A 24,319-nucleotide genomic window follows, 5' to 3' on the forward strand; every position below is an offset into this window, starting at 1 on the left:
TGATTATTCGCTGAACATTCCTCTTGGCTGGCATACTGAGCGCCTTTTTCGGGCCCGGCGCCTGATCCCGCTTCGTGCGCTATGCGCCCACAGGAATCCCGGTGAAAAAAATCGCAGTGTTCGCCGACGTGCAGAACCTCTACTACACCGTGCGTCAGGCCTATGGTTGCCACTTCAACTACGCCGCATTGTGGGCGGACATCAGCAAGGACGGGCAGATCGTCGAAGCCTATGCCTACGCGATCGACCGTGGCGACAGCAAGCAGCAGCAGTTCCAGCAGATCCTGCGCAACCTCGGTTTCACCGTGAAGCTCAAGCCCTACATCCAGCGCAGCGACGGCTCGGCCAAGGGCGACTGGGACGTGGGCATCACCCTCGACATCATGGACGCCGCCGACCACGTCGACGAAATCGTCCTGGCCTCGGGTGATGGCGATTTCGACATGCTGCTCGAACGCATCATCAGCAAGCATGGCGTGCAAGCGGTCGCCTATGGTGTGCCCGGCCTGACGGCCAACTCGCTGATCCGCGCCGCCAGCCGTTACGTGCCGATCGAAGGCGCGCTGTTGTTGAAGAACTGAGCCGCTACTGAAGAATTGATTTGAACGGAGTACAACCCGGTTTGGAACGCATTGCAGTCATCGACTTTGAAACCACCGGCCTGTCGCCGAACAGCAGCTGTCGCGCCACGGAAATCGCCGTGGTCATGCTGGAAAACGGGCGCATCGTCGAGCGTTACCAGAGCCTGATGAACGCCGGCGTGCGCGTCCCGGCCTTCATCGAACAACTGACCGGCATCAGCAACGCCATGCTGCGCAACGCGCCCTCGGCGGAAAGGGTCATGGAAGAGGTCAACGAGTTCGTCGGCTGCACGCCGCTGGTCGCACACAACGCCTCGTTCGACCAGAAGTTCTGGGACTTCGAACTGGGGCGGATCAAACGTACCCGTCTGCAGAACTTTGCCTGCTCGCTGTTGCTGGCCCGGCGCCTGATGCCGGCAGCGCCAAATCACAAACTCGGCACCCTGACCACCTTCGCCCGCCTGCCGCACACCGGTCAGGCGCACAGGGCGATGGCGGATGCCGAGATGGCGGCGAACCTGATGGCGCATCTGGCTGAAGAACTGCGGCACAAGCATGGCGTGCGTGAGTTGAACCACGACCTGCTGTGCAAATTGCAGAAAGTCCCGGCTGCCAAAGTCAGCGAGCACTTGCAACGCTACCGCTGAGGCAGAGCCCAACACAAAATCCTTGTAGGAGTTGGCCCGAGCTATTTACCGTTGCTGTCGATGTGGCCGAGTGGCACGCGCTTCTCGATCGCGCTCGACAACACAATCGAAGTCTTGCTGAAGCCGAACTTCGCCACCCGGTTGATCAACTCCTCCAGCTCCGTCATCGAACCCACCGCGGCCTTCATCATCACGCACGGATCGCCGGTCACTCGAAAACACTCGGTCAGTTGCGGGATTTTCACCAGTTCGTCGTAGACCTTCTGACTGCCGTTCTGGTGCAGGCGCAATTCGATCATGCACTGGATCGGCAAGCCGATTTTCGACAGGTCGATGTTCGCCTGATACCCAGTGATCACTCCGGCCGCCTCAAGCTTGGCCACACGCTCGGCCACCGCCGGCGGCGAGAGGTTCACTTTGCGCGCCAGTTCGGCGTAGGACGCCCGACCGTTTTCCAACAGGGCGCTGAGCAGCATGCGGTCGTATCTGTCCAAGGCCGGACTCCTTAAATTGCCAGACTTTCGAAATCACGGTTTATCCCGTAGATCTCCGTTCTTTCAAAAGTGTACCGGCGCGATAAACAGGTTTTGTAGCTTATTTTTGCCTGCGTGCCTTTCTAGAATAATCCATCCCCTGACGCTGACTTTCGAGTTGCCCATGCCTGCCTTGCGCCGTTTTTCCTTGCCGTTGATCGCCGCGTTCTTTGCGCTCTATGTGATTTGGGGATCGACCTATCTGGTGATCCGTCTCGGCGTTGAATACTGGCCACCGCTGATGCTCGGTGGCGTGCGGTTCGTGATTGCCGGCAGCCTGATGTACGCCTTCCTGCGCTGGCGCGGGGCGCCGGCGCCGACCTGGGCGCAGTGGAAAGCCGCGGGGATCATCGGGATTTTGCTGCTCAGCTTCGGTAACGGTGCGGTGAGTGTGGCCGAACATAGCGGGGTGGCGTCCGGTGTGGCGGCACTGGCGGTGGCGACGGTGCCCTTGTTCACGTTGCTCTGTGGCTATTTCTGGGGGGCGCGCAATACTCGCCTGGAGTGGGCCGGGGTGGCGCTGGGGATTGTCGGCATCGCCATGCTCAACATGGGCTCCAACCTGCAATCGAGTCCGATGGGCGCGGCGCTGTTGATTTTCGCGGCGGCGACCTGGGCCTTTGGCTCGGTGTGGAGCAAACACCTGCCGCTGCCTCAAGGCGCGATGGCCAGTGCCGTGGAGATGCTGGTGGGTGGCGTGGTGCTGCTGATCGGCAGCGCGGCGAGTGGCGAGCACCTGCAAGCCGTGCCGCCTCTCGAAGGCTGGCTGGCGCTGGCGTATCTGATTTTCTTCGGCTCGATCATCGCCTTCAATTCCTACATGTACTTGCTCAAGCATGTGCGTCCGGCGGCGGCCACCAGTTATGCCTACGTCAACCCGGCGGTGGCGGTGTTGCTGGGGATCGTGTTCGTCGGCGAGACCATTGGCATTGAAGAAGCGCTGGCGATGCTGGTGATCATCAGCGCCGTGGTGCTGATCGGTCTGCCGCAGTGGCGGCGGCCGGCGCAGCCGCTCGTCGCGCAGCCGCCGAAGACAGCCGTGCCAGCAGAACAGCGCGTGAATTAGGGTAAACTGCGCGCCATTGCACACTCGTGTCGCACAACTGCGCTGAATTTTCCTACGGTATTCCCATGACTTTCGCCACCCTTGGCCTGATCGAACCCTTGCTGCGCTCCCTCGAGACGCTCGGCTACCAGACCCCGACGCCGGTTCAGGCGCAAGCCATTCCGGCCGTGCTGGCTGGTCGCGACCTGATGGCTGCGGCCCAGACCGGCACCGGCAAGACCGCCGGTTTCGCCTTGCCGCTGCTGCAGTTGCTGGCCATGGAAGGACCGAAAGTGGCCGCTAATTCGGCTCGTGCACTGATTCTGGTGCCGACCCGCGAGCTGGCGGAGCAGGTTCATGAGTCGGTGCGCCAATACGCTGAAAATCTGCCATTGCGCACTTATGCGGTGTACGGCGGCGTCAGCATCAACCCGCAGATGATGAAGCTGCGCGGCGGCGTTGACGTGCTTGTCGCCACGCCTGGTCGTCTGATCGACCTGTTCCGCCAGAACGCGTTGAAACTCGATCAGTTGCAAACCCTGGTGCTGGATGAAGCCGACCGCATGCTCGATCTGGGCTTCTCCGAAGAACTGGCGAATATTTACCGCATGCTGCCGAAGAAGCGCCAGACGTTGCTGTTCTCCGCGACTTTCTCCGATGACATCCGTCTGCTGGCCGGACAGATGCTCAACGATCCGCTGAGCATCGAAGTCAGCCCGCGCAACGTCGCGGCCAACACCGTCAAGCAGTGGGTGGTGACGGTGGACAAGAAACGCAAGCCGGAACTGTTCGTGCACCTGATGCGCAAGAACAAGTGGAAGCAGGTGCTGGTGTTTGCCAAGACCCGCAATGGTGTGGACGCGCTGGTGGAAAAACTCCAGGGCCTCGGTGTCAACGCCGACGGTATCCATGGCGACAAGCCGCAGGCCACCCGTCAGCGTGCGCTGGACCGTTTCAAACTCAGTGAAGTGCAGATCCTGGTGGCGACCGACGTGGCTGCCCGTGGTCTGGACATCGAAGACTTGCCGCTGGTGGTCAACTTCGATCTGCCGATCGTGGCCGAGGATTACATCCACCGTATCGGTCGCACCGGTCGTGCGGGTTCGACTGGCGAGGCGATTTCGCTGGTGTGTGCCGATGAAGTGAACCTGCTGTCGGCGATCGAGATGCTCACGCGTCAGACGTTGAAGCGTCAGAACGAGCCGGACTTCGAACCGGAACACCGCGTGCCGGACACCGATGCCAGCGGTCAGGTGATCAAGAAGCCGAAGAAACCGAAAAAGCCGAAGGCGTCCGGCGGCGGTGGCGGCAAGCGTAATCTCGGCAAGTGGGTCGACAGCGGTGAGACGTCGGCGCCGGAGCCTTCGATCAAGCCTGTGCGTAAAGTGCCGGTGTTTAACACCGGACCTCGTAAGCGTAAACCTTAAAGTCAAAAGCCCCTCACCCTAACCCTCTCCCGGAGGGAGAGGGGACTGATTGGGGGATGCGTTAATGTTGTGCCGACCTGAAAGAGCTTTGCCGAATTCATAATCGACTCGGTGTTTCAGGTTGATGAGGGTGAGGGGGCTGATTGGGGGATGCGTTAATGTTGTGCCGACCTGAAAGAGCTTTGCCGAATCCATAATCGACTCGGTGTTTCAGGTTGATGTATGGCGCCGGACACCTCGGTCGGCCCCCTCTCCCTCTGGGAGAGGGCTGGGGTGAGGGTTCAGGCAGACGCCTCGGACTTGAGCCACTGCACGACCCCCAACCCCGCAGCCCGCCCGCTGGCAAAACACCCCGTCAGCAGATAGCCGCCCGTCGGCGCTTCCCAATCGAGCATCTCCCCCGCGCAAAACACCCCCGGCAACGCCTTGAGCATCAATCGCTCATCCAGCGCCTCGAACGTCACGCCACCGGCGCTGCTGATCGCTTCGTCCAGCGGACGGGGTTTCACCAAAGTCAGCGGCAATGCCTTGATCGCCCGGGCCAGCAGCGCCGGATCGGCAAAGGTGGCGGCGTCAGTCAGTTCACGCAACAACGCCGCTTTTACCCCGTCGATCCCGACCTGACTGTGCAGATGTTTGGCCATCGAGCGCGAACCGCGCGGCTTGCTCAAGGCCGCCTGCAATTTATCCACAGGCCGGCCCGGCAGCAGATCAATGTGCACAGTCGCAGCACCCTGCGCGTTGATCGCCTCACGAATGGGGGCTGACAGCGCGTAGATCAGGCTGCCTTCAACGCCCGTCGCAGTGATCACGCATTCTCCCAGGCGCGGGATGTCGTCGTTCAAACCGATGGCGACGTTTTTCAGCGGTGCGCCGGCGAATTTGCTGACAAGCAATTCGCTCCAGGCCTGCACCTCGAAGCCACAATTGCTCGGCTGCAACGGCGCCAGTCCTACGCCTTTTTGCTCCAAGGGCAGCATCCACGCGCCATCCGAACCGAGCCGCGACCAACTGCCGCCGCCGAGGGCGAGCAGGGTCGCATCGGTTTTGACGGTGATTTCGCCTTCGGGACTGGCGATACGCAGTGCGCCTTGCGCATCCCAGCCGAGCCAGCGGTGGCGGGTGTGGATAACCACGCCGCTGTCGCGCAGGCGTTTGAGCCAGGCGCGCAGCAATGGCGCGGCTTTCATGTCAGTGGGGAACACCCGGCCGGAGCTGCCGATGAAGGTTTCGATGCCCAGTTCATGAATCCAGCGGCACAACGCATCGGCGTCGAAGGCGCGCAGCAACGGCGCAATCTGCGGTGCGCGTTCGGCATAGCGCGAGAGAAACGCCGGGTAGGCTTCGGAATGGGTGATGTTCATGCCACCGACCCCGGCCAGCAGGAACTTGCGACCGACCGAGGGCATGCCGTCGTACAGATCGACACGCACGCCGGCCTGGCTCAGCACTTCGGCGGCCATCAGGCCGGCAGGGCCACCGCCGATGATGGCGACGTGAGCGGGGAGGCGGGCAGAAGTCTGGGTCATGGCGTGCGCTGCGGTATGGCGGGATAAGGCGCGCATTCTAACAGCGCAGATCCCTTGTAGGAGTGAGCCTGCTCGCGATAGCGGTGGATCAGTCGACTCTGAGTTGAAGGGGCTGACGCGATCGCGAGCAGGCTCACTCCTGAAAGGATTTGGGGTAGTTCAAGATGTTGGTCAAAAAACAACCAGCGCGCTGTAAGCCATGCTTGCTGTGGTCTGTAGTCCCTTTCACTCAGGTTATCCACAGGCCGTTCCACAGCCATTGTGGGTAACGCAGCACAACTCAATGACAGCCGTGTGACTGCCAGACTCGTTGCGCGCTGTGATGCAGGATGCCGTGGCGGCGGGCGAGGGCGTGTCGATCCTTGCTGTAACCGCCGCCAATCACACCGACCACCGGGATGTCGCGACCCAGGCAATGGCGCATCACGCGTTCATCGCGGGCGGCGACCCCTTCGTCGGTCAGTTGCAGGTATCCGAGGGCATCGTCCTTGTGCACGTCGACGCCGGCGTCGTACAGCACCAGGTCCGGTTGGTACAGCGGCAGCAGATAGTTGAGTGCGTCATCCACAACCTGCAGATAGTCGGCATCGCCCATGCCTTTGGGCAGCGGAATGTCCCAATCGCTTTCGGCCTTGCGTGCAGGAAAGTTCTTCTCGCAGTGCAGGGAAACGGTAATCGCCTCCGGCGTGTCGTGGAGAATCCGCGCGGTGCCATCGCCCTGGTGCACGTCGCAGTCAAAGATCAGCACGCGATTGACCCGACCGCTTTGCAGCAGGTAATGACTGATGATCGCCAGGTCATTGAAGATGCAGAAACCGGCCGGGTAATCGTAATGGGCGTGATGGGTGCCGCCGGCCAGGTGACAGGCCAGGCCATGTTCCAGGGCTTTCTCCGCCGCCAGAATCGAGCCGCCCACCGCACGCACGGTGCGTCGCGCCAGGGCTTCGTTCCACGGCAGGCCAAGACGCCGCTGGTCTTCGCGGGACAACTCGCCGCTCATGTAGCGTTCGATATAGCGACGGTCATGGGCGAGGGCGAGGATGTCGTTGGGGCAGATCTGCGGGCGCAGCAGATCGGCGTCGCGGGTCAGGCCACTGTCGACGAGGTGATCGCGCAGCAGCCGAAACTTGTCCATCGGGAAGCGGTGGTCCGCCGGGAATTCGGGGCTGTAGTCGTCGTGGTAGATCAGCGGCAGTGGCATGGCGATTTCATGTAGGAAACGTTTGTAAGAGTGAAGGATCCTACCAGCGATGTAGACTTGCGGCATGGAAACGGAGGGGCACGATGGAGCCGATACTGGAACTGCAAAGCGCACGCCTGCTGATGCGACAGTGGCAGGACGAAGATTTGCCGGCATTTGCGGCGATGTGTGCCGATCCGCAAGTGATGCGTTATTTTCCGGCAGCGCTGAGCCGTCTGGAAAGTGCGGCACTGATAGGCCGCGTGCGCGGGCATTTTGCCGAGCACGGTTTTGGCTTGTGGGCGCTGGAGCGCAAGGACAGCGGCGAATTCATCGGTTTCACCGGGCTCGGTGTGGTCGGTTTCGATGCGCCGTTTACGCCTGCGGTGGAAATCGGCTGGCGGCTGGCCAAGGAGCACTGGGGGCTGGGTTATGCCAGTGAGGCGGCGTGGACGGCTCTGCGCTGCGGCTTTGACCGGCTGGCGCTGAAAGAGATCGTGTCTTTCACCGCGCAATCCAATCTGCCCTCGGAGAAGGTCATGCAGGCAATCGGCATGCATCACGCGCCGGAGGATGATTTCGATCACCCCAAACTTGCCGCCGATCATCCGCTACGACGACATGTGCTGTATCGCATCACCCGGGAGCAATGGCTGCAGACCTTGCGTGGCTAAGCCGACACGGACGTTTACAATGGCGCGACAGTGGCTCGCGCCAGAACCTGAATTGCCCGCCGCAGCCAAGACTGCGCGGCATAGCTTTGTGTGAGGAGAGTCTGAATGAGCCAAGTGTTGGAAGATCTGGTCGACTTGCTGACCCTGGAACCGATCGAAGAAAACCTGTTCCGCGGCCGTAGCCAGGATCTGGGTTTCCGTCAGTTGTTCGGGGGTCAGGTACTCGGTCAGTCGCTGTCGGCGGCCAGTCAGACCGTTGAAGAGGCGCGTCACGTGCATTCGATGCACGGCTACTTCCTGCGTCCGGGCGATGCCAAGTTGCCGGTGGTGTATTCGGTTGATCGCGTGCGCGATGGCGGCAGCTTCAGCACTCGCCGGGTGACCGCGATCCAGAAGGGCCATCCGATCTTCACCTGCAGCGCCTCGTTTCAGTACGACGAAGCAGGCTTCGAGCACCAGAGCCAGATGCCGGTGGTGGTCGGCCCGGAGAACCTGCCGTCGGAGCTGGAACTGACCCAACAGCGCGCACACCTGATTCCGGAACACATGCGCGAAAAACTGCTGTGCCCGAAACCGATCGAAGTGCGCCCGGTCACCGAAAAAGACCCGTACAACCCGCAGCCGGCCGATCCGGTGAAATACGTGTGGTTCCGCGCCGACGGTGCGCTGGCCGATATTCCGGCGCTGCACAAATACCTGCTGGCCTACGCCTCGGACTTCGGCCTGTTGACCACCTCGATGCTGCCGCACGGTAAATCGGTCTGGCAGAAAGACATGCAGGTCGCCAGCCTCGATCACGCGCTGTGGTTCCACAACGACTTGCGCGCCGATGACTGGTTGCTCTACGCGATGGACAGTCCGTGGGCCGGCAACTCCCGTGGTTTTTCCCGTGGCAGCGTTTACAACCGCGCCGGTCAACTGGTGGCGTCGGTCACTCAGGAAGGCTTGATTCGTCACCGTAAGGACTGGGCATGAGCCTGAGCGATGTGAAGCACTGGGTGTTCGACATGGACGGCACGCTGACCGTCGCCGTGCATGACTTTGCGGCGATCCGCGTGGCGCTGGCGATTCCGCCGCAGGACGACATCCTCACTCATCTTGCGGCATTGCCGGCAGATGAAGCGGCGGCCAAACACGCCTGGTTGCTGGAGCACGAGCGTGATCTGGCGCTGGGCTCGACCCCCGCCACTGGCGCTGTGGAACTGGTGCGCGACCTGCACTCGCGTGGTTATCGCCTCGGCATCCTCACCCGGAACGCGCGCGAGTTGGCGCATGTGACGCTTGAGGCGATTGGTCTTGCCGACTGCTTTGCGGCGGAGGATGTACTGGGTCGCGACGAGGCGCCGCCGAAGCCGCATCCGGGTGGTTTGCTCAAGCTGGCAGACGCCTGGAAAGTGCCTGCCAGCGAGATGGTCATGGTCGGTGATTACCGCTTTGACCTGGATTGCGGCAGGGCCGCCGGGGCGCGGACGGTGCTGGTGAATCTGCCGGATAACCCGTGGCCGGAATTGACCGACTGGCATGCGCAGGATTGTGTCGAGTTGCGGCGGATGCTTCTGGCCTGAAATCCTGGGTGCTTAGCGGGCCTCATCGCGAGCAGGCTCACTCCTGCAATTGGAATGCGTTCCCCGGTAGGCGTGAGCCTGGTCGCGATGGCGTCAGATCAATCAGCGCAAAACTTATTCGAACAATGCCTTTTGCCCCTCCGGCGAGGTCAACATTCCATCGCCGTTATGCCCAACTCCGGGCACTTCAACCAGCCGCTGATTCACCCCTTCCGGATGGCGCCGCAGCAGATAGCCGAAAAACAACTTGCCGCGCTCCAGACGATAAGCCCCTTGCGCCTCGGCTTCGCACCCCTTGTCCAGCGCCGGATGCTGCGGATCAATGTCCTGCTGGCCGAGCAGATACGTCACTTCACGCTTGATGTAACTGCTTTCAAGCTGCAGCGGCGTTTGCCCGCCGGCGTACACCGGCATGTCTGACAGACCGTATTTCCAGCGATTGAAGCCCACGCACTTGGCATGATCGAACGCCACCGGCCGCTGTTCATTGAAATACGCATACGACGAAGGATTGGCAACCACGTAGCGCAAGCGGATGCCGTTGGCCTTCAGCGCAGGCTGGTCTTTGGCGAGCAGGGCATACCGCTGCACCACCTGGCCGCCGCCGGAATGGCCGAACATCACGATCTGCTTCACGTCCGGGAACTGTTTGCGGTCAGCGAGGCGGGCGACGATTTCATCGAGTGCGGCATAGGCGCTCAACGGATTCGGGCCTGTGGATAACCCGCCGCCCATCCACTCGTTACCCTTCCAGCGCAACAACGTCGCGGGCAACGAATACAGGGCCACATCACTTTCGTTGAGAAACTGCGGGGCGATCACCAGCGTGTGCGCGGTTTGCCCCGCCAGCTCGGTCGCGCGCTCGGCGCTTTTGCGATAGGTCTCGGCGTTGCGCAAGCGACCATGAATGACGATCAGCACACGCTCGATCTTCTCCGGCGCAGGGCCGATGCCCACCGCCATTTCCCCGGCCTTGAGTTGCAGGCGACCGGGGCTGATGGCATCGACGCCGGCCGCGTGGGCGGTGCTGCCAATGATCAGTAATGCCAAAAGCCATTTATGCATTTACAGGTTTTTCGCTGCGAAGGTGTCGCACTGGCCGACCTGGCCCTGCGCGAATCCGGTTTTGAACCAGCGCACCCTTTGCGCCGACGTACCGTGAGTAAACGAGTCCGGCACCACACGGCCCTGACCCTGTTGCTGCAGGCGATCATCACCGATGGCGTTGGCGGCGTTCAAGGCTTCCTCGATGTCGCCGGGCTCCAGCCAGTTCAAACGTTTTTGCGCGTTATACGCCCAGACTCCGGCCAGGCAGTCGGCTTGCAGCTCCTGGCGCACCAGCAAACCGCCGGCACCTTCCATCTGCCGGCCCTGCTGACGGGCTGTCTGAATTTTCGCCGAGACGCCAAGAAGCGTCTGCACATGGTGTCCGACTTCGTGAGCGATGACGTAGGCCTGGGCGAAGTCGCCGGCGGCCTTGAAGCGTTGCGCCATTTCCTGGAAGAACGCCATGTCGAGATAGACCTTCTGATCGGCCGGGCAATAGAACGGGCCGGTGGCGGAGGTTGCCAGGCCGCAGGCGGAGTTGACCCGATTGCTGAACAGCACCAGGGTCGGGTCCTTATATTGCCGACCGGCCTGTTGGAAAATCGCGCCCCAGGTGTCTTCGGTATCGCCGAGGATCGAGCGCACGAACTCGGCCTGTTCGTCATTGGCCGGAGGCGCCTGCCGGGTCTGTGAGGAGGGTGCCGTTTGCTGGCCCGTTTGCCCGGTAAGCTGGCCGAGGATCTGCAACGGGTCCTGACCGGTGATCCAGCCGATGCCGACGATCAGCAGAATGGCCCCGAGGCTCAGGCCTTTGCCGCCACCAAAACCCATGCCGCCGCCACCGCCGGCATCATCACCACGGGCATCGACGACGTTGTCACTGCGTCGGCCTTTTTTCCATAGCATGTGGGAATCCTCTTTTTTCCGGTGGAGAGCTTCGGGGGTGATGAACGCTTCGTGGTGAAGAACGTTACGTGGTGTTGAGTGTTGCTGGTGTGTGAGTGTGGCGCCAGTCCGGCTATCCGTCTATTCGTGGACACGCGGGCCTGTGTATGACGAGCTGGCACGGGAGTAATTCAATCCGGACGCTGGCATCGCTGCAAAATAGTTCGGACGATGCCAATCGACTCATCAGTTCCAGATTTCTTATTCCTTTGTATATATTTTAGAATCAGCAAAATTTCATTGGGATGTCATCATGGCCGGCAGTCAGATCGAACGGGTTTTCAGCGTGCTGGAAAGTCTTACCGGCGAGCCCCGCGGGTTGCCGCTGCAGACGTTGTCCGAGCAGATCGACATCCCGAAAAGTGCCACGCACCGTTTGCTCGCCGAACTGGTGCGCCTGGGGTATGTGCGGCAGAACCCCGAGACCCTGCGCTATCACTTGTCGACCAGACTGGTGGCGATGGGCTTTCGCCACCTCTCCAGCAGCGGTGCCGACATTGTGCAGCCGGTGCTGGATCGGCTCGCTCAGGAAACCGGCGAGCTGGTGCGTCTGGGTGTCATCGACGGTGAACGCCAGACCTGGATCGCCAAGGCGCAGGGCGCGCGCACCGGTCTGCGTTACGACCCTGACATGGGCCGTGACGCGCCACTGTTCTACACCGCATCCGGCCACGCCTGGCTTGCGAGCATGAGTGATGCCGAGGCCTTGTCGCGGGTTGAACGGCAGGCCGCGCAGGTGCCCGTGGATATCGGGCCGAATGCGCCACGTTCCAATATCGAATTGCTCGAGCGTCTGCGGCTGACGCGCGAGCAGGGCTATGCCTGCGTCGAGGAGAGTTCGGCAGTGGGCACTTCGGCGATTGCCGCCGTGGTGCGGCATCCCGCGGATGCTCGGGTGATCGGCGTGTTGAGCATTGCCGGGCCGAGTGCGCGGATGCCCGGGGCAAGGTTGCATGAGCTGGCGCCGCTGCTGTTGAAATTCACCGAGGAGTTGTCGGCAGCCAGCCTGGCCTCGGAACTGTTCATCTGACGACAAAGCGAACCCATCCCCTGTAGGCGCTGTCGAGTTAAACGCGAGATCAGGATCAAAGATCGCAGTGGTGCCGGCGCCTAAAGAGATATCGTGCAAAGCTGTGCGCTGTTCGCACACTTTTATGGTTGAAGGCTGTCGGAATCTGGAACCGGGTTCTAGATTGTTGCTTGAGGCTTTTCCTCAGTGTGTTTTTCTTCAGAGATCGCCAATGACCGTCAGCACCCCGCTTTCCGGAGTCAACCAGCCCTTTAAAGGGATCTTGCTGATTGTGGTGGCGACCTTCCTGTTCTCCAGCCATGACGCGTTGTCGAAATACCTGTCAGGTTTCTATCCGATCGTGATGGTGGTGTGGGCACGGTATGTGGTGCACACCTTGCTGATGGCGGGGATTTTTCTGCCGCAGTCCGGGTTGCGGGTGCTGCGCACGAAAAAGCCGTTATGGCAGCTGGCACGCGCGCTTTGCCTGCTCGGCACCAGTCTGTTTTTCACCACGGCGCTGCTGTACATCCCGCTTGCCGAGGCCACGGCGGTTAACTTTCTGGCGCCGGTACTGGTGACGGCCTTGTCGGTACCGCTGCTGAAAGAGCGGGTGACGCGTGGCCAGTGGATCGCGGTGATTTGTGGTTTTATCGGCGTGCTGATCATTGTTCACCCCGGCGGCGAACTGTTCACGCCGGCAGTGTTGCTGCCGTTCTGTTCGGCGCTGTTTTTCTGCTTTTACCAACTGCTGACCCGCAAACTCGCCGAAGTGGACAGCCCGACCACCAGCAACTTCTTTGCCGGGCTCTGTAACACTTTGGTGATGAGTGCGCTGGTGCCGTTCTTCTGGCAGGTGCCGACGTTGACCCACGCCGGGCTGATGCTCGCGCTGGGCAGTTGCGGGATGACGGCGCATCTGTTTCTGACCCAGGCTTTCCGCCATGCTGCACCGGCATTGCTGGCGCCGTTCGGTTATTGCCAGATCGTGTTTGCGGGATTGTTGGGCTGGCTGCTGTTCAATCACACACCGAGCCTGTTGACGGTGATCGGGATCGCGGTGATCTGTTGCAGCGGACTGGCGGCAGCGTGGCAGCAAAGCCGCCGCTGATGAATGACAAAAAAAACTGTAGGAGCGAGCCTGCTCGCGATAGCGGTGCACCAGTCGATAAAGATGTTGACTGACACAAAGCCATCGCGAGCAGGCTCGCTCCTTGGGGTATCTGGTGCAGGCGTTTTATTCGGTGATGGTTGGAATCTTGCGCGGTGCCATGAAGTACATCCACGTCAGCGCAATGAAATACATCGCCGGAATCAGGGTGAACAGCACGGTGTAGTTGTTATTCGTGACGGTGAGGATGTGCCCGACGATCTGGGTCATGAACATCCCGCCAATCGCCGCGCACATGCCGCCGAACCCGAACACCGTGCTCATCATGTGCTTGGGCGTGTAATCCATCACCAGGCTCCAGATGTTTGCGGTCCAGGCCTGATGCGCACCGATGGCCAGGGAAATCGCCGCCACCGCCACCCACAGATTGCTCGAACCGGCGGCCATGATCACGCCGATGATGCAGCAGGCAAACAGGAACATCGACAGCAGCCGCGCCTTGATCGAATTCATCCCGCGACCGATCAGGAACGACGACAGGATGCCGCCACCGACGCTGCCGAAGTCGGCCGTGACGTAGATGATGATCAGTGGAATACCCATCTGGGTCACGTTGATGCCCAGATTGTATTGCTGATTGAGAAACGGTGGCAGCCAGTACAGGTAGAACCAGAACACCGGAGCGGTCAGCGAGTAGGCGAGGGCGAAGGCCCAGGTGCCGCGCATGCGCAGGATTTTCGAGAACGGCACACGGGCCTGTTCCGGTTCGACTTCCTGCTGGATGTAATCGAGTTCGGATTGCTTCACGCTCGGATGATCTTCCGGGTTGAAATACTTCAAGCCCCAGAACAGCAACCAGATCGCGCCCAGCGCCGCCATGCACATGAACGCAGCCTGCCAGCCCCACACGTGGAGGATCAGTGGCAGCAGCATCGGCGTGAACATCGCACCGACGTTGGTGCCGGCGTTGAAGATGCCGGTGGCCACGGCACGTTCACCGGCCGGGAACCACAGGCGCGTGGTTTTCACGCAGGCCGGATAGTTCGCCGCTTCGGTCAGGCCGAGGATGAACCGGCAGACCATGAAGCCAACGGCAGAAGTCGCCAGGCCGTGGGCGCCGGTGGCCAGGCTCCAGAGCAGCACGGCGCAGAAGAACACACGCTTGACGCCGACCCGGTCGATCAGCCGGCCTTGCAGGACGAAGCCGATGGCGTAGCCGACCTGAAACCAGAAGTTGATGTTGGCGTAGTCCATCGCCGTCCAGCTCATTTCCTTGGCGAGGATCGGCTGCATGACACCGAGGGCGGCGCGGTCGATGTAGTTCAGGGTGGTGGCGAAAAACACCAGGGCCAGCATGCCCCAGCGGGTCTTGCCGACAGCCATGGCGCCGCGGATCTTGTCGCCGATGCCACCCGTGGCAGTGCTCATGGCCGGGGCCATGCGGGAAGTCTGTGAAGGAATCATGTGTTCCACCCGTTTTTGGATTTGTTATTTGGTGTGCTTTTTTTTTTGCACGCTGCGACCGGCGGTTCAGATCCGGACTCAATGTGCAGCCGATGTTGGGCAGTGGACGAAAAATCGTCAATTCGCCAAACCGCCATTGTGTTCGATAATCGCACGCAAAACTAACCGGGTAGTACACTTTAAATTGCTGCCGAAAAGGATGCAGCCAATAATTTCCCCCAATATAAAAACCATCCTGCGCAGGAGCCCCCGAAGGCTGCGATCTTTGCTTTTGAGGATCAAGGAATCGCGACCTTCGGCAGCACCTGCACAAAGAACGGCGCAGTCCGGGAGTTGAAACATGCAGCGTTCGATAGCCACCGTTTCCTTGAGCGGTACCCTGCCGGAAAAGCTCGAAGCCATTGCCGCCGCCGGATTCGACGGCGTGGAGATTTTCGAAAACGACCTGCTGTATTACGACGGCAGCCCGCGGGAAATCCGGCAGATGTGCGCCGATCTCGGCATCGCCATCACTTTGTTTCAGCCGTTCCGCGATTTCGAGGGCTGCCGCCGGGATCGGCTGGCGCGCAACCTGGAACGGGCCGAACGCAAGTTCGACCTGATGCAGGAGCTGGGCACCGATCTGGTATTGGTGTGCAGCAACGCCTCGGCCGACAGCGTCGGCGATCAGCAGACACTCGTCGACGACCTGCGCCTGCTGGCTGAACACGCCGGCGCGCGTGGCTTGCGCATCGGTTACGAGGCGCTGGCCTGGGGGCGTCACGTCAATACGTATCAACAGGTCTGGGACATCGTGCGTCAGGCCGATCACCCGAGCCTCGGCGTGCTGCTCGACAGTTTTCATACCTTGTCGCTGAAGGGCGATCCCCGCGCGATTGCCGACATTCCCGGCGACAAGATCTTCTTTGTGCAAATGGCCGACGCGCCGATTCTCGCGATGGATGTCCTGGAGTGGAGCCGGCACTTCCGCTGCTTCCCCGGACAGGGCGAATTCGATCTGCCGGGTTTCCTCGCGCCGATCATCCAGAGTGGTTATACCGGGCCGTTGTCGCTGGAAATCTTCAATGACGGCTTCCGCGCCGCGCCGCCACGGGCCAATGCCGCAGACGGTTTGCGTTCCTTGCTGTATCTGGAAGAAAAGACCCGCCAGCGTCTGGAGCAGGATGCGGCACCAGCGGCCAACCGCGAGATTCTGTTCGAAACGCCGAAGGCCAGCGAGTACAACGGAATCGAGTTTCTCGAGTTCGCGGTGGACGAAGCACTCGGTGCCAAACTGACCCACTGGCTGGAACGCCTCGGTTTCGCCAAGGCCGGGCAGCACCGTTCCAAGAGCGTCAGCCTGCTGCGTCAGGGCGATATCAACCTGATCCTCAATGCCGAGCCGTATTCATTCGGCCACAGCTTTTTTGAGGCCCATGGTCCGTCGCTGTGCGCCACCGCCGTCCGGGTCAAGGACAGCGCCAGTGCGCTGGCGCGTGCTGTCGCCTACAAGGGTCAGCCCTATCGCGGACTGGTCGGCCCCAACGAACTGGAACTGGCCGCCGTGCGTGCTCCGGACGGCAGCCTGATTTATCTGGTGGATGAAGCGGCGGATGTCTATGGCACGGATTTCAACCTGCTGCCGGACGCCCGGGCCCGCGGCGGTCTCAAGCGCATCGACCACATGGCCATGGCGCTGCCGGCGGACAGCCTCGACAGTTGGGTGCTGTTCTACAAGAGCCTGCTGGATTTCGAGGCCGATGACGAAGTGGTGCTGCCTGATCCCTACGGTCTGGTGAAGAGCCGCGCGCTGCGCAGCCGTGACAGTTCGATTCGTCTGCCGCTGAATATCTCGGAGAATCGCAACACCGCGATCTCCCACGCCCTGTCGAGTTATCGCGGCTCCGGTGTGCATCACATCGCTTTCGATTGTGACGATATCTTCGCTGAAGTCAGTCGTGCCAAAGAGGCCGGCGTACCGTTGCTGGACATTCCCCTCAACTATTACGACGACCTCGCCGCCCGCTTTGATTTCGATGACGAGTTCCTCAGCGAACTGGCGTACTACAACGTGCTTTACGATCGCGATGCTCAGGGCGGTGAGCTGTTTCACGTGTACACCGAGCCTTTCGAAGGGCGGTTCTTCTTCGAGATCATCCAGCGCAAGAACGGCTATGCCGGTTATGGCGCGGCGAACGTCGCGGTGCGTCTGGCGGCGATGGCCAAATCACGCAGCGGCGCAGTCCGTCAGGCGAAGTTGTAGGAAATTCGTAAACGCGGGATTAAACGCGGGCCTCGCGGCTTCCTTCACTGGGCCGCGCGGCCCATAATCGCCGCCTGTGCAGTGATGGCCGTGAGCCCGCAATGACGATGAATACAGAACTTTCCGCAGCTGCTGTCGGTTCCGCCGAAGAGCCGCGCAAGAGTCGCAAAAACAACCCGGAAAAGACCCGCGAGAACATCTTGCAGGAGGCGATCGTCGAGTTCGTCCAGCAAGGCTTGTCCGGCGCCCGCGTCGATGCGATCGCCGAGCGCATCCATACCTCCAAACGCATGATCTATTACTACTTCGGCAGTAAGGAGCAGCTGTACGTCGAGGTGCTGGAGAAGCTTTACGGCGATATCCGCAACACTGAAAACCGCCTGCACCTGGCCGAGCTGCCGCCGGTGGTAGCGATTCGGCGGCTGGTGGAATTCACGTTCGACCATCACGATCACAACGTCGATTTCGTGCGGATCGTCTGCATCGAAAATATCCACAACGCCGAGTTCGTGAAGCGTTCCGACGCGATCAAGGCGATGAACAACACCATCCTCGATTCGCTGGGCGAGATTCTGCGCCGTGGCGCCGAGGAGGGCGTATTCCGCAAAGGGCTCAATGCGCTGGATGTGCATCTGCTGATCAGTTCGTTCTGCTTCTATCGCGTGTCGAACCGGCACACGTTTGGTGAGATCTTTCAGATCGATCTGCCGGATGAAGCCATCAAGCAGCGGCATCGCGAGATGATTTGCGAGTCGGTTCTGCGCTACCTGCAAGCCTGACGCAATCCCCTTGTCGGAGTGTGCCTGCTCGCGATAGCGGTGTGTCAGGCAACTAATGTGTTGGCTGAAAGGACGCCATCGCGAGCAGGCTCACTCCCACAGGGAAACAAGTTGCTTCAGCCATTCATGCTTTGAAAATGCGCGAGCATTCGCTGCGCATCCGGCACCACACCGCTGAACAATTCAAACGCCTTCACTGCCTGAAATACCGCCATGTTGCCGCCATCCAGCGTGCGGCACCCCAGCGCGCGGGCGTTGCGCAGCAATTCGGTTTCCAGCGGAAAGTACACGATCTCCGCCACCCACAACGCCTTGCGCAACAGCTCCACCGGCACCGGCATGCCCGGCAGTTTGGCCATGCCCATCGGGGTGGTGTTCACCAGCCCGTCAGCCTGCTCCAGCGTCCCCGGCAGATCCTGCCCGGCCACGGCCCGACCAGCGCCGAAATGCTCGTTGAGGTTATTGGCCAGGCACTCGGCGCGTTCCTTGTCGACGTCGAAAATGCTCAGGCGCTGTACGCCCTCGCTCAGCAGGGCATGGGCCACTGCGGCGCCGGCACCTCCGGCGCCCATTTGCACCACGCGTTCACGGGCGGCGTCCTTCAAGCCTCGGCGAAAGCCTTCGGCAAAGCCCAGGCAATCGGTGTTGTGGCCGACCCGTTTGCCGTCCTTCAGCACGACGGTGTTCACCGCGCCGATGCCCCGGGCTTCCGGCGACAACTCATCGAGCAGCGGGATAATCGCCTGCTTGCACGGGAAGGTGATGTTCAGCCCGGTATAGTTCATCCGCTCGGCCGCCAGCAGCAGTTCGGGCAGGGCGTTGCTGTCGATGTGCAACTGGTCGAGGTCGATCAACCGGTAGAGATAACGCAGGCCTTGCGCATCGCCCTCATGCTCATGCAGCGCGGGGGTACGCGAGGCCTGGATGCCCGCACCGATCAGTCCGGCCAGTATTGCCGGTTTGCAGGTCATGCTGCGCGCCCCTTCAGTCGTTGGCTGAAGTGTTCCAGGGCGAGGCGATAGCCATGGCTGCCGAAGCCGCACATCACTGCCGTGGCGATGGCCGACACGAACGAGTGATGACGGAACGGTTCGCGCGCGTGGACGTTGGACAGGTGCACTTCGATCACCGGCAATTCACTGGCGACCAGCGCATCGCGAATCGCTACCGAGGTGTGCGTCCACGCCGCCGGATTGATCACGATCCCGGCGCAACGTCCGCGTGCCGCGTGAATCCAGTCGAGCAGTTCGCCTTCGTGATTGGTCTGGCGGAATTCCACAGCCAGGCCGAAGTCTTCGGCGGCGCGTCCGCAGAGAGCAGAAATATCCGCCAGGGTTTCGTGGCCGTAAGTCGCCGGTTCACGGGTGCCGAGCAGGTTCAGGTTCGGGCCGTTGAGCACCAGAACGATAGGGGGCATGGGGCAGAACTCCACTTATTGTTTTTGGCTTGCGCCGAGGGGCTCGGCGTGTGGAGGTAAAATGTACCAGATGGTTACTCTGGTCAATTCAACAGTATTGCGCCCGACGTTTTATGTTCGGTGATCGCACACATCAAAAGATCACAGCCACAAAAAAGCCGTCATCACGACGGCTTTTTCGTATCGCATCGGCCATTAGCGCCGGGTCAGCAAGACACCTGATTCCATGTGATGCGTCCACGGAAACTGGTCGAACAGCGCGCACCGGGTAATGCGGTGCGTGTCGTGCAACTGGGCGATGTTGGCCGCCAGGGTTTCCGGGTTGCAGGAGATGTACAGGATGTTGTCGAAACGCCGTGTCAGTTCGCAGGTGTCCGGGTCCATGCCGGCGCGCGGCGGGTCGACGAACACGCTGCCGAATTCGTAGCTCTTCAGGTCGATGCCGTGCAAGCGACGGAACGGGCGCACTTCGTTGAGCGCTTCGGTCAGTTCTTCGGCGGACAGGCGCACCAGCGTGACGTTATCCACAGCGTTTTCGCTGAGGTTGCTTAGCGCGGCGTTGACCGAGGTCTTGCTGATTTCGGTGGCCAGCACTTTGCGCACGCGGGTGGCCAGCGGCAGGGTGAAGTTGCCGTTGCCGCAGTACAGCTCCAGCAGATCGTCGCTGCGATCACCCAGCGCCTCATACGCCCAGTTCAGCATCTTCTGGTTCACCGTGCCGTTCGGCTGGGTGAACGCGCCTTCCGGTTGGCGGTAGCTGAAAGTGCGGCCGCCGACCTCGAGTTTCTCCACCACGTAATCGTGGCCGATGACTTCGCGTTTGCCTTTGGAGCGACCGATGATGCTGACGCCCAGATCTGCCGACAGTTGTGTTGCCGCCGCGTGCCAGTGCGCGTCCAGCGGACGGTGGTAGCACAGGGTGATCATCGCATCGCCGGCCAGAGTGGTCAGAAACTCCACCTGAAACAGCTTGTGGCTCAGCGCCGAACTGGCCTGCCAGGCGGCCTTGAGCTGTGGCATCAACTGGTTGATGCGCAGGCTGGCGATCGGGAATTCCTCGATCAGGATCGGCGTGCGTTTGTCGTCCTGGGAGAACATCGCGTAGTGGCGCTCGCCGGCCTCGCGCCACAGGCGGAATTCAGCGCGCAGGCGGAAGTTCTGCAGCGGCGAGTCGAACACCGTCGGTGCAGGCGCATCGAACGGAGCGAGCAGGTCACGCAAACGCGCAACCTTGTCTTCGAGCTGAGTGGCGTAGGCCTGGGAATCGAATGTCATGCGTTGAACCAACCCAACTTGATCACGAACAGAATCGACAGAATCACCAGCGCCGGGTTCAGCTCACGGGCACGGCCCGACAGCAGCTTGATCGCGGTCCAGGAGATGAAACCGAAGGCGATGCCGTTGGCGATCGAGTAAGTGAACGGCATCGCCAGCGCGGTCACGACAACCGGGGCGGCTACGGTGATGTCTTCCCAGTCTATTTCCGCCAGGCCCGAAGTCATCAGCACGGCGACGAACAGCAGGGCCGGTGCGGTGGCGAACGCCGGAACGCTGGCGGCCAGTGGCGAGAAGAACAGCGCCAGCAGGAACAGAATGGCCACGACGATGGCCGTCAGGCCGGTACGACCGCCCGCACTCACGCCAGCAGCGGATTCGATGTAGCTGGTGGTGGTCGAGGTGCCCAGCAGCGAGCCGGCCATGGCGGCGGTGCTGTCGGCGATCAGCGCACGCCCCATCTTCGGCATGTGGCCGTCCTTGCCCATCAGGCCTGCGCGCTTGGCGACGCCGATCAGGGTCCCGGAGTTGTCGAACAGGTCGACGAACAGGAAGGCGAAGATCACGCTGACCAGACCGATGTCCAGCGCGCCTTTGATGTCCAGTTGCAGGAAGGTCGGGGCCAGCGACGGTGGCATCGAGGTCACGCCGCCGAACGGGGTGACACCCATGGCGATGGACGCGATGGTCACCGCGAGAATGCCGATCAACACCGCACCACGCACTTTCAGCGCTTCGAGGGCAACGATCAGGGCGAAGCCGAGGGTGGCGAGGATCGGCGCCGGTTGTTTCAAGTCACCAAGGCCGACCATGGTCGCCGGGTTGCTGACCACGATACCGGCGTTGTGCAGGGCGATCAGCGCCAGGAACAGGCCGATACCGGCGGCAATCGCCGAGCGCAGGGGCAGCGGGATGCTGTTGATGATCCATTCACGGATGCGGAAGATCGACAGCAGGAAGAACAGCACCGCGGAAATGAACACCGCGCCCAGCGCCACTTGCCAGGTGTGGCCCATGTGCAGCACCACGGTATACGTGAAGAAGGCGTTCAGACCCATGCCCGGGGCGAGGGCGATCGGGTAGTTGGCGATCAGGCCCATGACCGTCGAACCAATGGCCGCAGCCAGACAGGTGGCGACGAACACCGCACCTTTGTCCATGCCGGTCTCGCCGAGAATGCTCGGGTTGACGAATAGAATGTAGGCCATGGCCAGGAAAGTCGTGACGCCCGCGAGAATCTCGGTCCGCACGTTGGTGTTGTGTGCCTTGAGTTGAAACAGCCTTTCCAGCATGTCTGCTCCCCGTGGCGCGCATGGCGCCGTGAATGTATCGACCTCAACAGCAAAGCACAGACCGTCGCAAGCGCCTGGGAATTTGTGGTGGGCCGGAAAAAGCCGCGCATCATACCAGCAGCGTGAGGAATATGGCGGTTGTTGGTGTCGATCGTCGGCGAAGTTTTGCCCCGGGGCCAACTGCGCCATACTGCGCGCTGATTTTGGGGGGATGGGGATCGTATGAGCACGCACTGGGTAAAGGCTTTCTGGCTGATGGCGGTTTTGCTGGGCACGGCGTCTGGCGCCGGGGCGGCATCGGCGCCACCGCTGACGCAGTTGAAGGTATTGAAAGTCGAATCGCCGAACTGCGGTTTCGAAGACATTGCCGAGGGGCAGGAGCAAACGCGCTGTGATCACAGTGGATCGAACATCAAGGTCTACGTGCTGGAAGTCGGTTATGGTCGCGAGCCCCATGTCGCGCTCGACGGTTTTGAGGTGAACGGCACGCGCACTCCGGTTTGCGCATTTGATAACGGCAATCTCACCGAATGCACCGTAGGTCGCAAAACCGTGGGCTACCTGTATGTCTTTGACCTGGCCGGCAAGCAGGATGGCATCTTTACCTTCAGCAACACCTCGATCAACGCACCGGGCAACACGCTGGCCACCCAGCTTTACATCAAGTAACGGCTGTCTCTGAACAGGTCCGGGCAAAGCTGACTACGCTTTAAAGACCCTTCAGTGGAAAGCGCCCATGACTTTTAGAGCCCTGATTACCCTCGCCGAGGGCATCGATGATCTGCAAAGCGTCACCCTGATCGACGTGCTGCGCCGCGCCGGCATCGAAGTGATGGCGGCCAGCATCGAGGGCCGCCGTATGCTCACCTGCGCCCGCGGCACCCGACTGACCGCCGACGGCATGCTGGTCGATGTGCTGGCGCAACTATTCGATCTGATCGTCCTGCCCGGCGGCGCCATTGGCGCACAGCACCTGGCGGCGCATCAGCCGTTGCAACAACTGCTCAAGGACCAGGCCAGCGCCGGACGCCTGTTCGCTGCCATCGGCGAATCCCCGGCCATTGCCCTGCAAGCCTCGGGTGTCTTACGCCAACGCCGCATGACCTGCCTGCCGAGTGCCAGCCATCAACTGTCGGGCTGTACGTTTGTTGATCAACCGGTGGTGGTCGACGGCAATTGCATTACCGCCCAGGGCTCCGGCGGCGCACTGGCGTTTGCCCTGACCCTGGTTGAGCAACTTGGCGGCAAGGCGTTACGGGCGAAGGTGGCGGGGGAGTTGTTGGCCTGAATAACGTCAGACCTTCACCTCTTCCACCGGCACGTGCATCCGGTCGCGGTTGGCCAGGGTCGGGAACAGTTTGATCCACGTGCCTGTCACCACCAGCGTGCCGATCCCGCCCATCACCACGGCGGGTACGGTGCCGAACCAGTGCGCAGTGAGGCCGGATTCGAATTCGCCCAACTGGTTCGAAGCACCGATGAACAGGCCGTTCACCGCGCTGACCCGGCCGCGCATTTCGTCCGGGGTTTCCAGCTGCACGAAGGAAGCACGGATCACCATGCTGATCATGTCTGCAGCGCCCAGCACGACCAGCACCGCCAGCGAGAACCAGAACGACGTCGACAGGCCAAAGGCAATGGTCGCGACGCCGAACACGCCGACGGCGGTGAACATCACTCGGCCGACATTGCGTTCGACGGCAAACCGGGCGAGGAACAGCGACATCAACAACGCGCCGACGGCGGGTGCCGAACGCAGTAACCCCAGGCCCCACGGGCCAGTGAGCAGGATGTCTTTGGCGAACACCGGCAGCAGCGCGGTGGCCCCGCCGAGCAACACGGCGAACAGGTCCAGCGAAATCGCCCCGAGGATGTCCGGTCGGCTACGGATGAAACGAATGCCCGCCAGCAGCGAATCCAGCGTGGCCTTGCCCTTGTTGAGCGGCGTATGCCGTGCGGGCAGGTTGAGCATCAGCGAGCAGGCGATGACATAGAGCAGCACCGTCGGCCCATAGACCCAGACACTGCCGAACGCGTAGAGCAAGCCGCCCAGGGCCGGGGCGACGATGGTTGCCGATTGCTGCGCCGACTGTGCTGCCGCGACCGCACGCGGAAAGAGTGCGCTGGGCACGATGCTCGGCAACAGTGCCTGAGTGGTCGGCAGCTCGAAGGACCGTGCAGCACCGAGCAGGAAAGCGAGGATAAAGATCATCTCCCGAGTGACGTGATCGGTGGCACTGCCGATCGCCAGCGCCAGGGCGATCAGCGCTTGCAGCGACTGACAGAGCGCCGCCACTTTGCGTCGGTCGTAGCGGTCGGCGACATGCCCGGTGTGCAGCATGAACAGCACCCGCGGGGCAAATTCGACGAGCCCGACCAGGCCCAGATCGAGAACGTTGCCGGTCAGTTGATAGAGGTTCCAGCCAATGGCGACGGTGAGCATCTGGAAGCCGCTGGCGGTGAAGATCCGGGCGAGCCAGAACGCAAGGAAAGGACGATGGTGACGTAACAGCAGGGGCGCTTGGCTGGGCATCTGAAGGCAGGTCTGGTTCGAGGG

The 24,319-nt window shown here is 61.4% G+C and carries 24 protein-coding genes; 13 read left to right on the forward strand and 11 right to left on the reverse strand.

The window, feature by feature from the left end; all coding sequences use genetic code 11:
- The first annotated feature begins 101 nt into the window (after nucleotides 1-101).
- On the forward strand, nucleotides 102-581 hold the full coding sequence (locus tag PseuLF5_RS20935) for a LabA-like NYN domain-containing protein (protein WP_007949802.1): 480 nt from the start codon (nucleotides 102-104) through the stop codon (nucleotides 579-581).
- A 41-nt stretch (nucleotides 582-622) separates the two neighbouring features.
- Nucleotides 623-1,228 (forward strand): 3'-5' exonuclease, encoded by a 606-nt coding sequence (locus PseuLF5_RS20940; protein ID WP_222834244.1) that lies wholly within the window; start codon nucleotides 623-625, stop codon nucleotides 1,226-1,228.
- Between the two features lie 41 nt (nucleotides 1,229-1,269).
- On the opposite strand, the gene PseuLF5_RS20945 is transcribed toward PseuLF5_RS20940, so the two are convergent.
- Nucleotides 1,270-1,722: an Lrp/AsnC family transcriptional regulator gene (locus tag PseuLF5_RS20945; protein ID WP_340134681.1), complete on the reverse strand. Its 453-nt coding sequence runs from the start codon at nucleotides 1,720-1,722 to the stop codon at nucleotides 1,270-1,272.
- Between the two features lie 163 nt (nucleotides 1,723-1,885).
- On the opposite strand from PseuLF5_RS20945, the gene yedA reads away from it, so the two are divergent.
- On the forward strand, nucleotides 1,886-2,827 hold the full coding sequence (yedA, locus tag PseuLF5_RS20950) for a drug/metabolite exporter YedA (RefSeq protein ID WP_340134683.1): 942 nt from the start codon (nucleotides 1,886-1,888) through the stop codon (nucleotides 2,825-2,827).
- Between the two features lie 65 nt (nucleotides 2,828-2,892).
- Complete coding sequence (locus PseuLF5_RS20955) at nucleotides 2,893-4,233, forward strand: DEAD/DEAH box helicase (protein WP_123463918.1); 1,341 nt, start codon at nucleotides 2,893-2,895, stop codon at nucleotides 4,231-4,233.
- A gap of 281 nt (nucleotides 4,234-4,514) precedes the next feature.
- On the opposite strand, the gene PseuLF5_RS20960 is transcribed toward PseuLF5_RS20955, so the two are convergent.
- A complete protein-coding gene (locus PseuLF5_RS20960) occupies nucleotides 4,515-5,762 on the reverse strand; it encodes a TIGR03862 family flavoprotein (RefSeq protein ID WP_340134685.1) in 1,248 nt (415 codons plus the stop codon).
- Between the two features lie 280 nt (nucleotides 5,763-6,042).
- Nucleotides 6,043-6,963 (reverse strand): histone deacetylase family protein, encoded by a 921-nt coding sequence (locus PseuLF5_RS20965; RefSeq protein ID WP_123463922.1) that lies wholly within the window; start codon nucleotides 6,961-6,963, stop codon nucleotides 6,043-6,045.
- Between the two features lie 83 nt (nucleotides 6,964-7,046).
- Between PseuLF5_RS20965 and PseuLF5_RS20970 the strand changes: the two genes are divergently transcribed.
- The 3 genes from PseuLF5_RS20970 to PseuLF5_RS20980 all read left to right on the forward strand — a co-directional run bounded on the left by PseuLF5_RS20970 (nucleotide 7,047) and on the right by PseuLF5_RS20980 (nucleotide 9,181).
- Complete coding sequence (locus PseuLF5_RS20970; protein ID WP_340134687.1) at nucleotides 7,047-7,616, forward strand: GNAT family N-acetyltransferase; 570 nt, start codon at nucleotides 7,047-7,049, stop codon at nucleotides 7,614-7,616.
- Nucleotides 7,617-7,721: 105 nt separating this feature from the next.
- Complete coding sequence (gene tesB / locus PseuLF5_RS20975; RefSeq protein WP_003228466.1) at nucleotides 7,722-8,591, forward strand: acyl-CoA thioesterase II; 870 nt, start codon at nucleotides 7,722-7,724, stop codon at nucleotides 8,589-8,591.
- Nucleotides 8,588-9,181 carry an HAD family hydrolase gene (locus PseuLF5_RS20980; protein ID WP_340134690.1) on the forward strand — a complete coding sequence of 198 codons (594 nt, stop codon included), beginning with the start codon at nucleotides 8,588-8,590 and terminating at the stop codon, nucleotides 9,179-9,181. Before tesB ends, PseuLF5_RS20980 begins: the two co-directional genes overlap by 4 nt.
- Nucleotides 9,182-9,295: 114 nt before the next feature.
- Here the strand turns inward: PseuLF5_RS20980 and PseuLF5_RS20985 are convergent, their stop codons facing one another.
- Both PseuLF5_RS20985 and ypfJ read right to left on the reverse strand, forming a co-directional pair.
- Complete coding sequence (locus tag PseuLF5_RS20985) at nucleotides 9,296-10,246, reverse strand: alpha/beta fold hydrolase (protein WP_123463928.1); 951 nt, start codon at nucleotides 10,244-10,246, stop codon at nucleotides 9,296-9,298.
- Entirely contained in the window at nucleotides 10,247-11,134 is an 888-nt protein-coding gene (ypfJ, locus tag PseuLF5_RS20990) for a KPN_02809 family neutral zinc metallopeptidase (RefSeq protein WP_128616124.1), read from the reverse strand.
- 292 nt (nucleotides 11,135-11,426) lie between these two features.
- Between ypfJ and PseuLF5_RS20995 the strand changes: the two genes are divergently transcribed.
- Both PseuLF5_RS20995 and PseuLF5_RS21000 read left to right on the forward strand, forming a co-directional pair.
- On the forward strand, nucleotides 11,427-12,203 hold the full coding sequence (locus PseuLF5_RS20995; RefSeq protein WP_123463932.1) for an IclR family transcriptional regulator: 777 nt from the start codon (nucleotides 11,427-11,429) through the stop codon (nucleotides 12,201-12,203).
- 211 nt (nucleotides 12,204-12,414) lie between these two features.
- Nucleotides 12,415-13,293 (forward strand): DMT family transporter, encoded by an 879-nt coding sequence (locus tag PseuLF5_RS21000; protein ID WP_123463934.1) that lies wholly within the window; start codon nucleotides 12,415-12,417, stop codon nucleotides 13,291-13,293.
- Between the two features lie 126 nt (nucleotides 13,294-13,419).
- On the opposite strand, the gene PseuLF5_RS21005 is transcribed toward PseuLF5_RS21000, so the two are convergent.
- Nucleotides 13,420-14,757, reverse strand: coding sequence for an MFS transporter (locus PseuLF5_RS21005; RefSeq protein WP_222834249.1), 1,338 nt, complete (start codon nucleotides 14,755-14,757; stop codon nucleotides 13,420-13,422).
- 340 nt (nucleotides 14,758-15,097) lie between these two features.
- Here PseuLF5_RS21005 and quiC point away from each other — a divergent pair, with 340 nt between their 5' ends.
- Together quiC and PseuLF5_RS21015 are read left to right on the forward strand one after the other, a co-directional pair.
- Nucleotides 15,098-16,999, forward strand: a complete 1,902-nt coding sequence (quiC, locus tag PseuLF5_RS21010) for a 3-dehydroshikimate dehydratase QuiC (RefSeq protein ID WP_128616123.1) — start codon at nucleotides 15,098-15,100, stop codon at nucleotides 16,997-16,999.
- Nucleotides 17,000-17,100: 101 nt separating this feature from the next.
- Nucleotides 17,101-17,778, forward strand: coding sequence for a TetR family transcriptional regulator (locus tag PseuLF5_RS21015; RefSeq protein WP_123463942.1), 678 nt, complete (start codon nucleotides 17,101-17,103; stop codon nucleotides 17,776-17,778).
- A 116-nt stretch (nucleotides 17,779-17,894) separates the two neighbouring features.
- Here PseuLF5_RS21015 and PseuLF5_RS21020 read toward each other — a convergent pair whose 3' ends face one another.
- The 4 genes from PseuLF5_RS21020 to PseuLF5_RS21035 form a co-directional block, all read right to left on the reverse strand.
- Nucleotides 17,895-18,749, reverse strand: a complete 855-nt coding sequence (locus PseuLF5_RS21020) for a shikimate dehydrogenase (RefSeq protein WP_222834252.1) — start codon at nucleotides 18,747-18,749, stop codon at nucleotides 17,895-17,897.
- Nucleotides 18,746-19,195, reverse strand: coding sequence for a type II 3-dehydroquinate dehydratase (gene aroQ / locus PseuLF5_RS21025; protein ID WP_123463945.1), 450 nt, complete (start codon nucleotides 19,193-19,195; stop codon nucleotides 18,746-18,748). The genes PseuLF5_RS21020 and aroQ overlap by 4 nt, the downstream gene beginning before the upstream one ends.
- Before the next feature lie 195 nt (nucleotides 19,196-19,390).
- Complete coding sequence (gene trmA, locus PseuLF5_RS21030) at nucleotides 19,391-20,470, reverse strand: tRNA (uridine(54)-C5)-methyltransferase TrmA (RefSeq protein WP_123463947.1); 1,080 nt, start codon at nucleotides 20,468-20,470, stop codon at nucleotides 19,391-19,393.
- Nucleotides 20,467-21,762, reverse strand: coding sequence for an NCS2 family permease (locus tag PseuLF5_RS21035; RefSeq protein WP_128614312.1), 1,296 nt, complete (start codon nucleotides 21,760-21,762; stop codon nucleotides 20,467-20,469). Before PseuLF5_RS21035 ends, trmA begins: the two co-directional genes overlap by 4 nt.
- 222 nt (nucleotides 21,763-21,984) lie before the next feature.
- Between PseuLF5_RS21035 and PseuLF5_RS21040 the strand changes: the two genes are divergently transcribed.
- Both PseuLF5_RS21040 and PseuLF5_RS21045 read left to right on the forward strand, forming a co-directional pair.
- Nucleotides 21,985-22,431, forward strand: coding sequence for a DUF4879 domain-containing protein (locus PseuLF5_RS21040; protein WP_445262423.1), 447 nt, complete (start codon nucleotides 21,985-21,987; stop codon nucleotides 22,429-22,431).
- Nucleotides 22,432-22,498: 67 nt separating this feature from the next.
- Complete coding sequence (locus PseuLF5_RS21045; protein ID WP_128614313.1) at nucleotides 22,499-23,050, forward strand: DJ-1 family glyoxalase III; 552 nt, start codon at nucleotides 22,499-22,501, stop codon at nucleotides 23,048-23,050.
- 6 nt (nucleotides 23,051-23,056) lie between these two features.
- Here PseuLF5_RS21045 and PseuLF5_RS21050 read toward each other — a convergent pair whose 3' ends face one another.
- Nucleotides 23,057-24,295 (reverse strand): MFS transporter, encoded by a 1,239-nt coding sequence (locus PseuLF5_RS21050; protein WP_123463955.1) that lies wholly within the window; start codon nucleotides 24,293-24,295, stop codon nucleotides 23,057-23,059.
- Between the last annotated feature and the right edge of the window lie 24 nt (nucleotides 24,296-24,319).

Origin of the sequence: Pseudomonas sp. LF-5 (assembly GCF_037626295.1) — a bacterium.
In the GTDB taxonomy this organism is placed as follows: domain Bacteria; phylum Pseudomonadota; class Gammaproteobacteria; order Pseudomonadales; family Pseudomonadaceae; genus Aquipseudomonas; species Aquipseudomonas monsensis.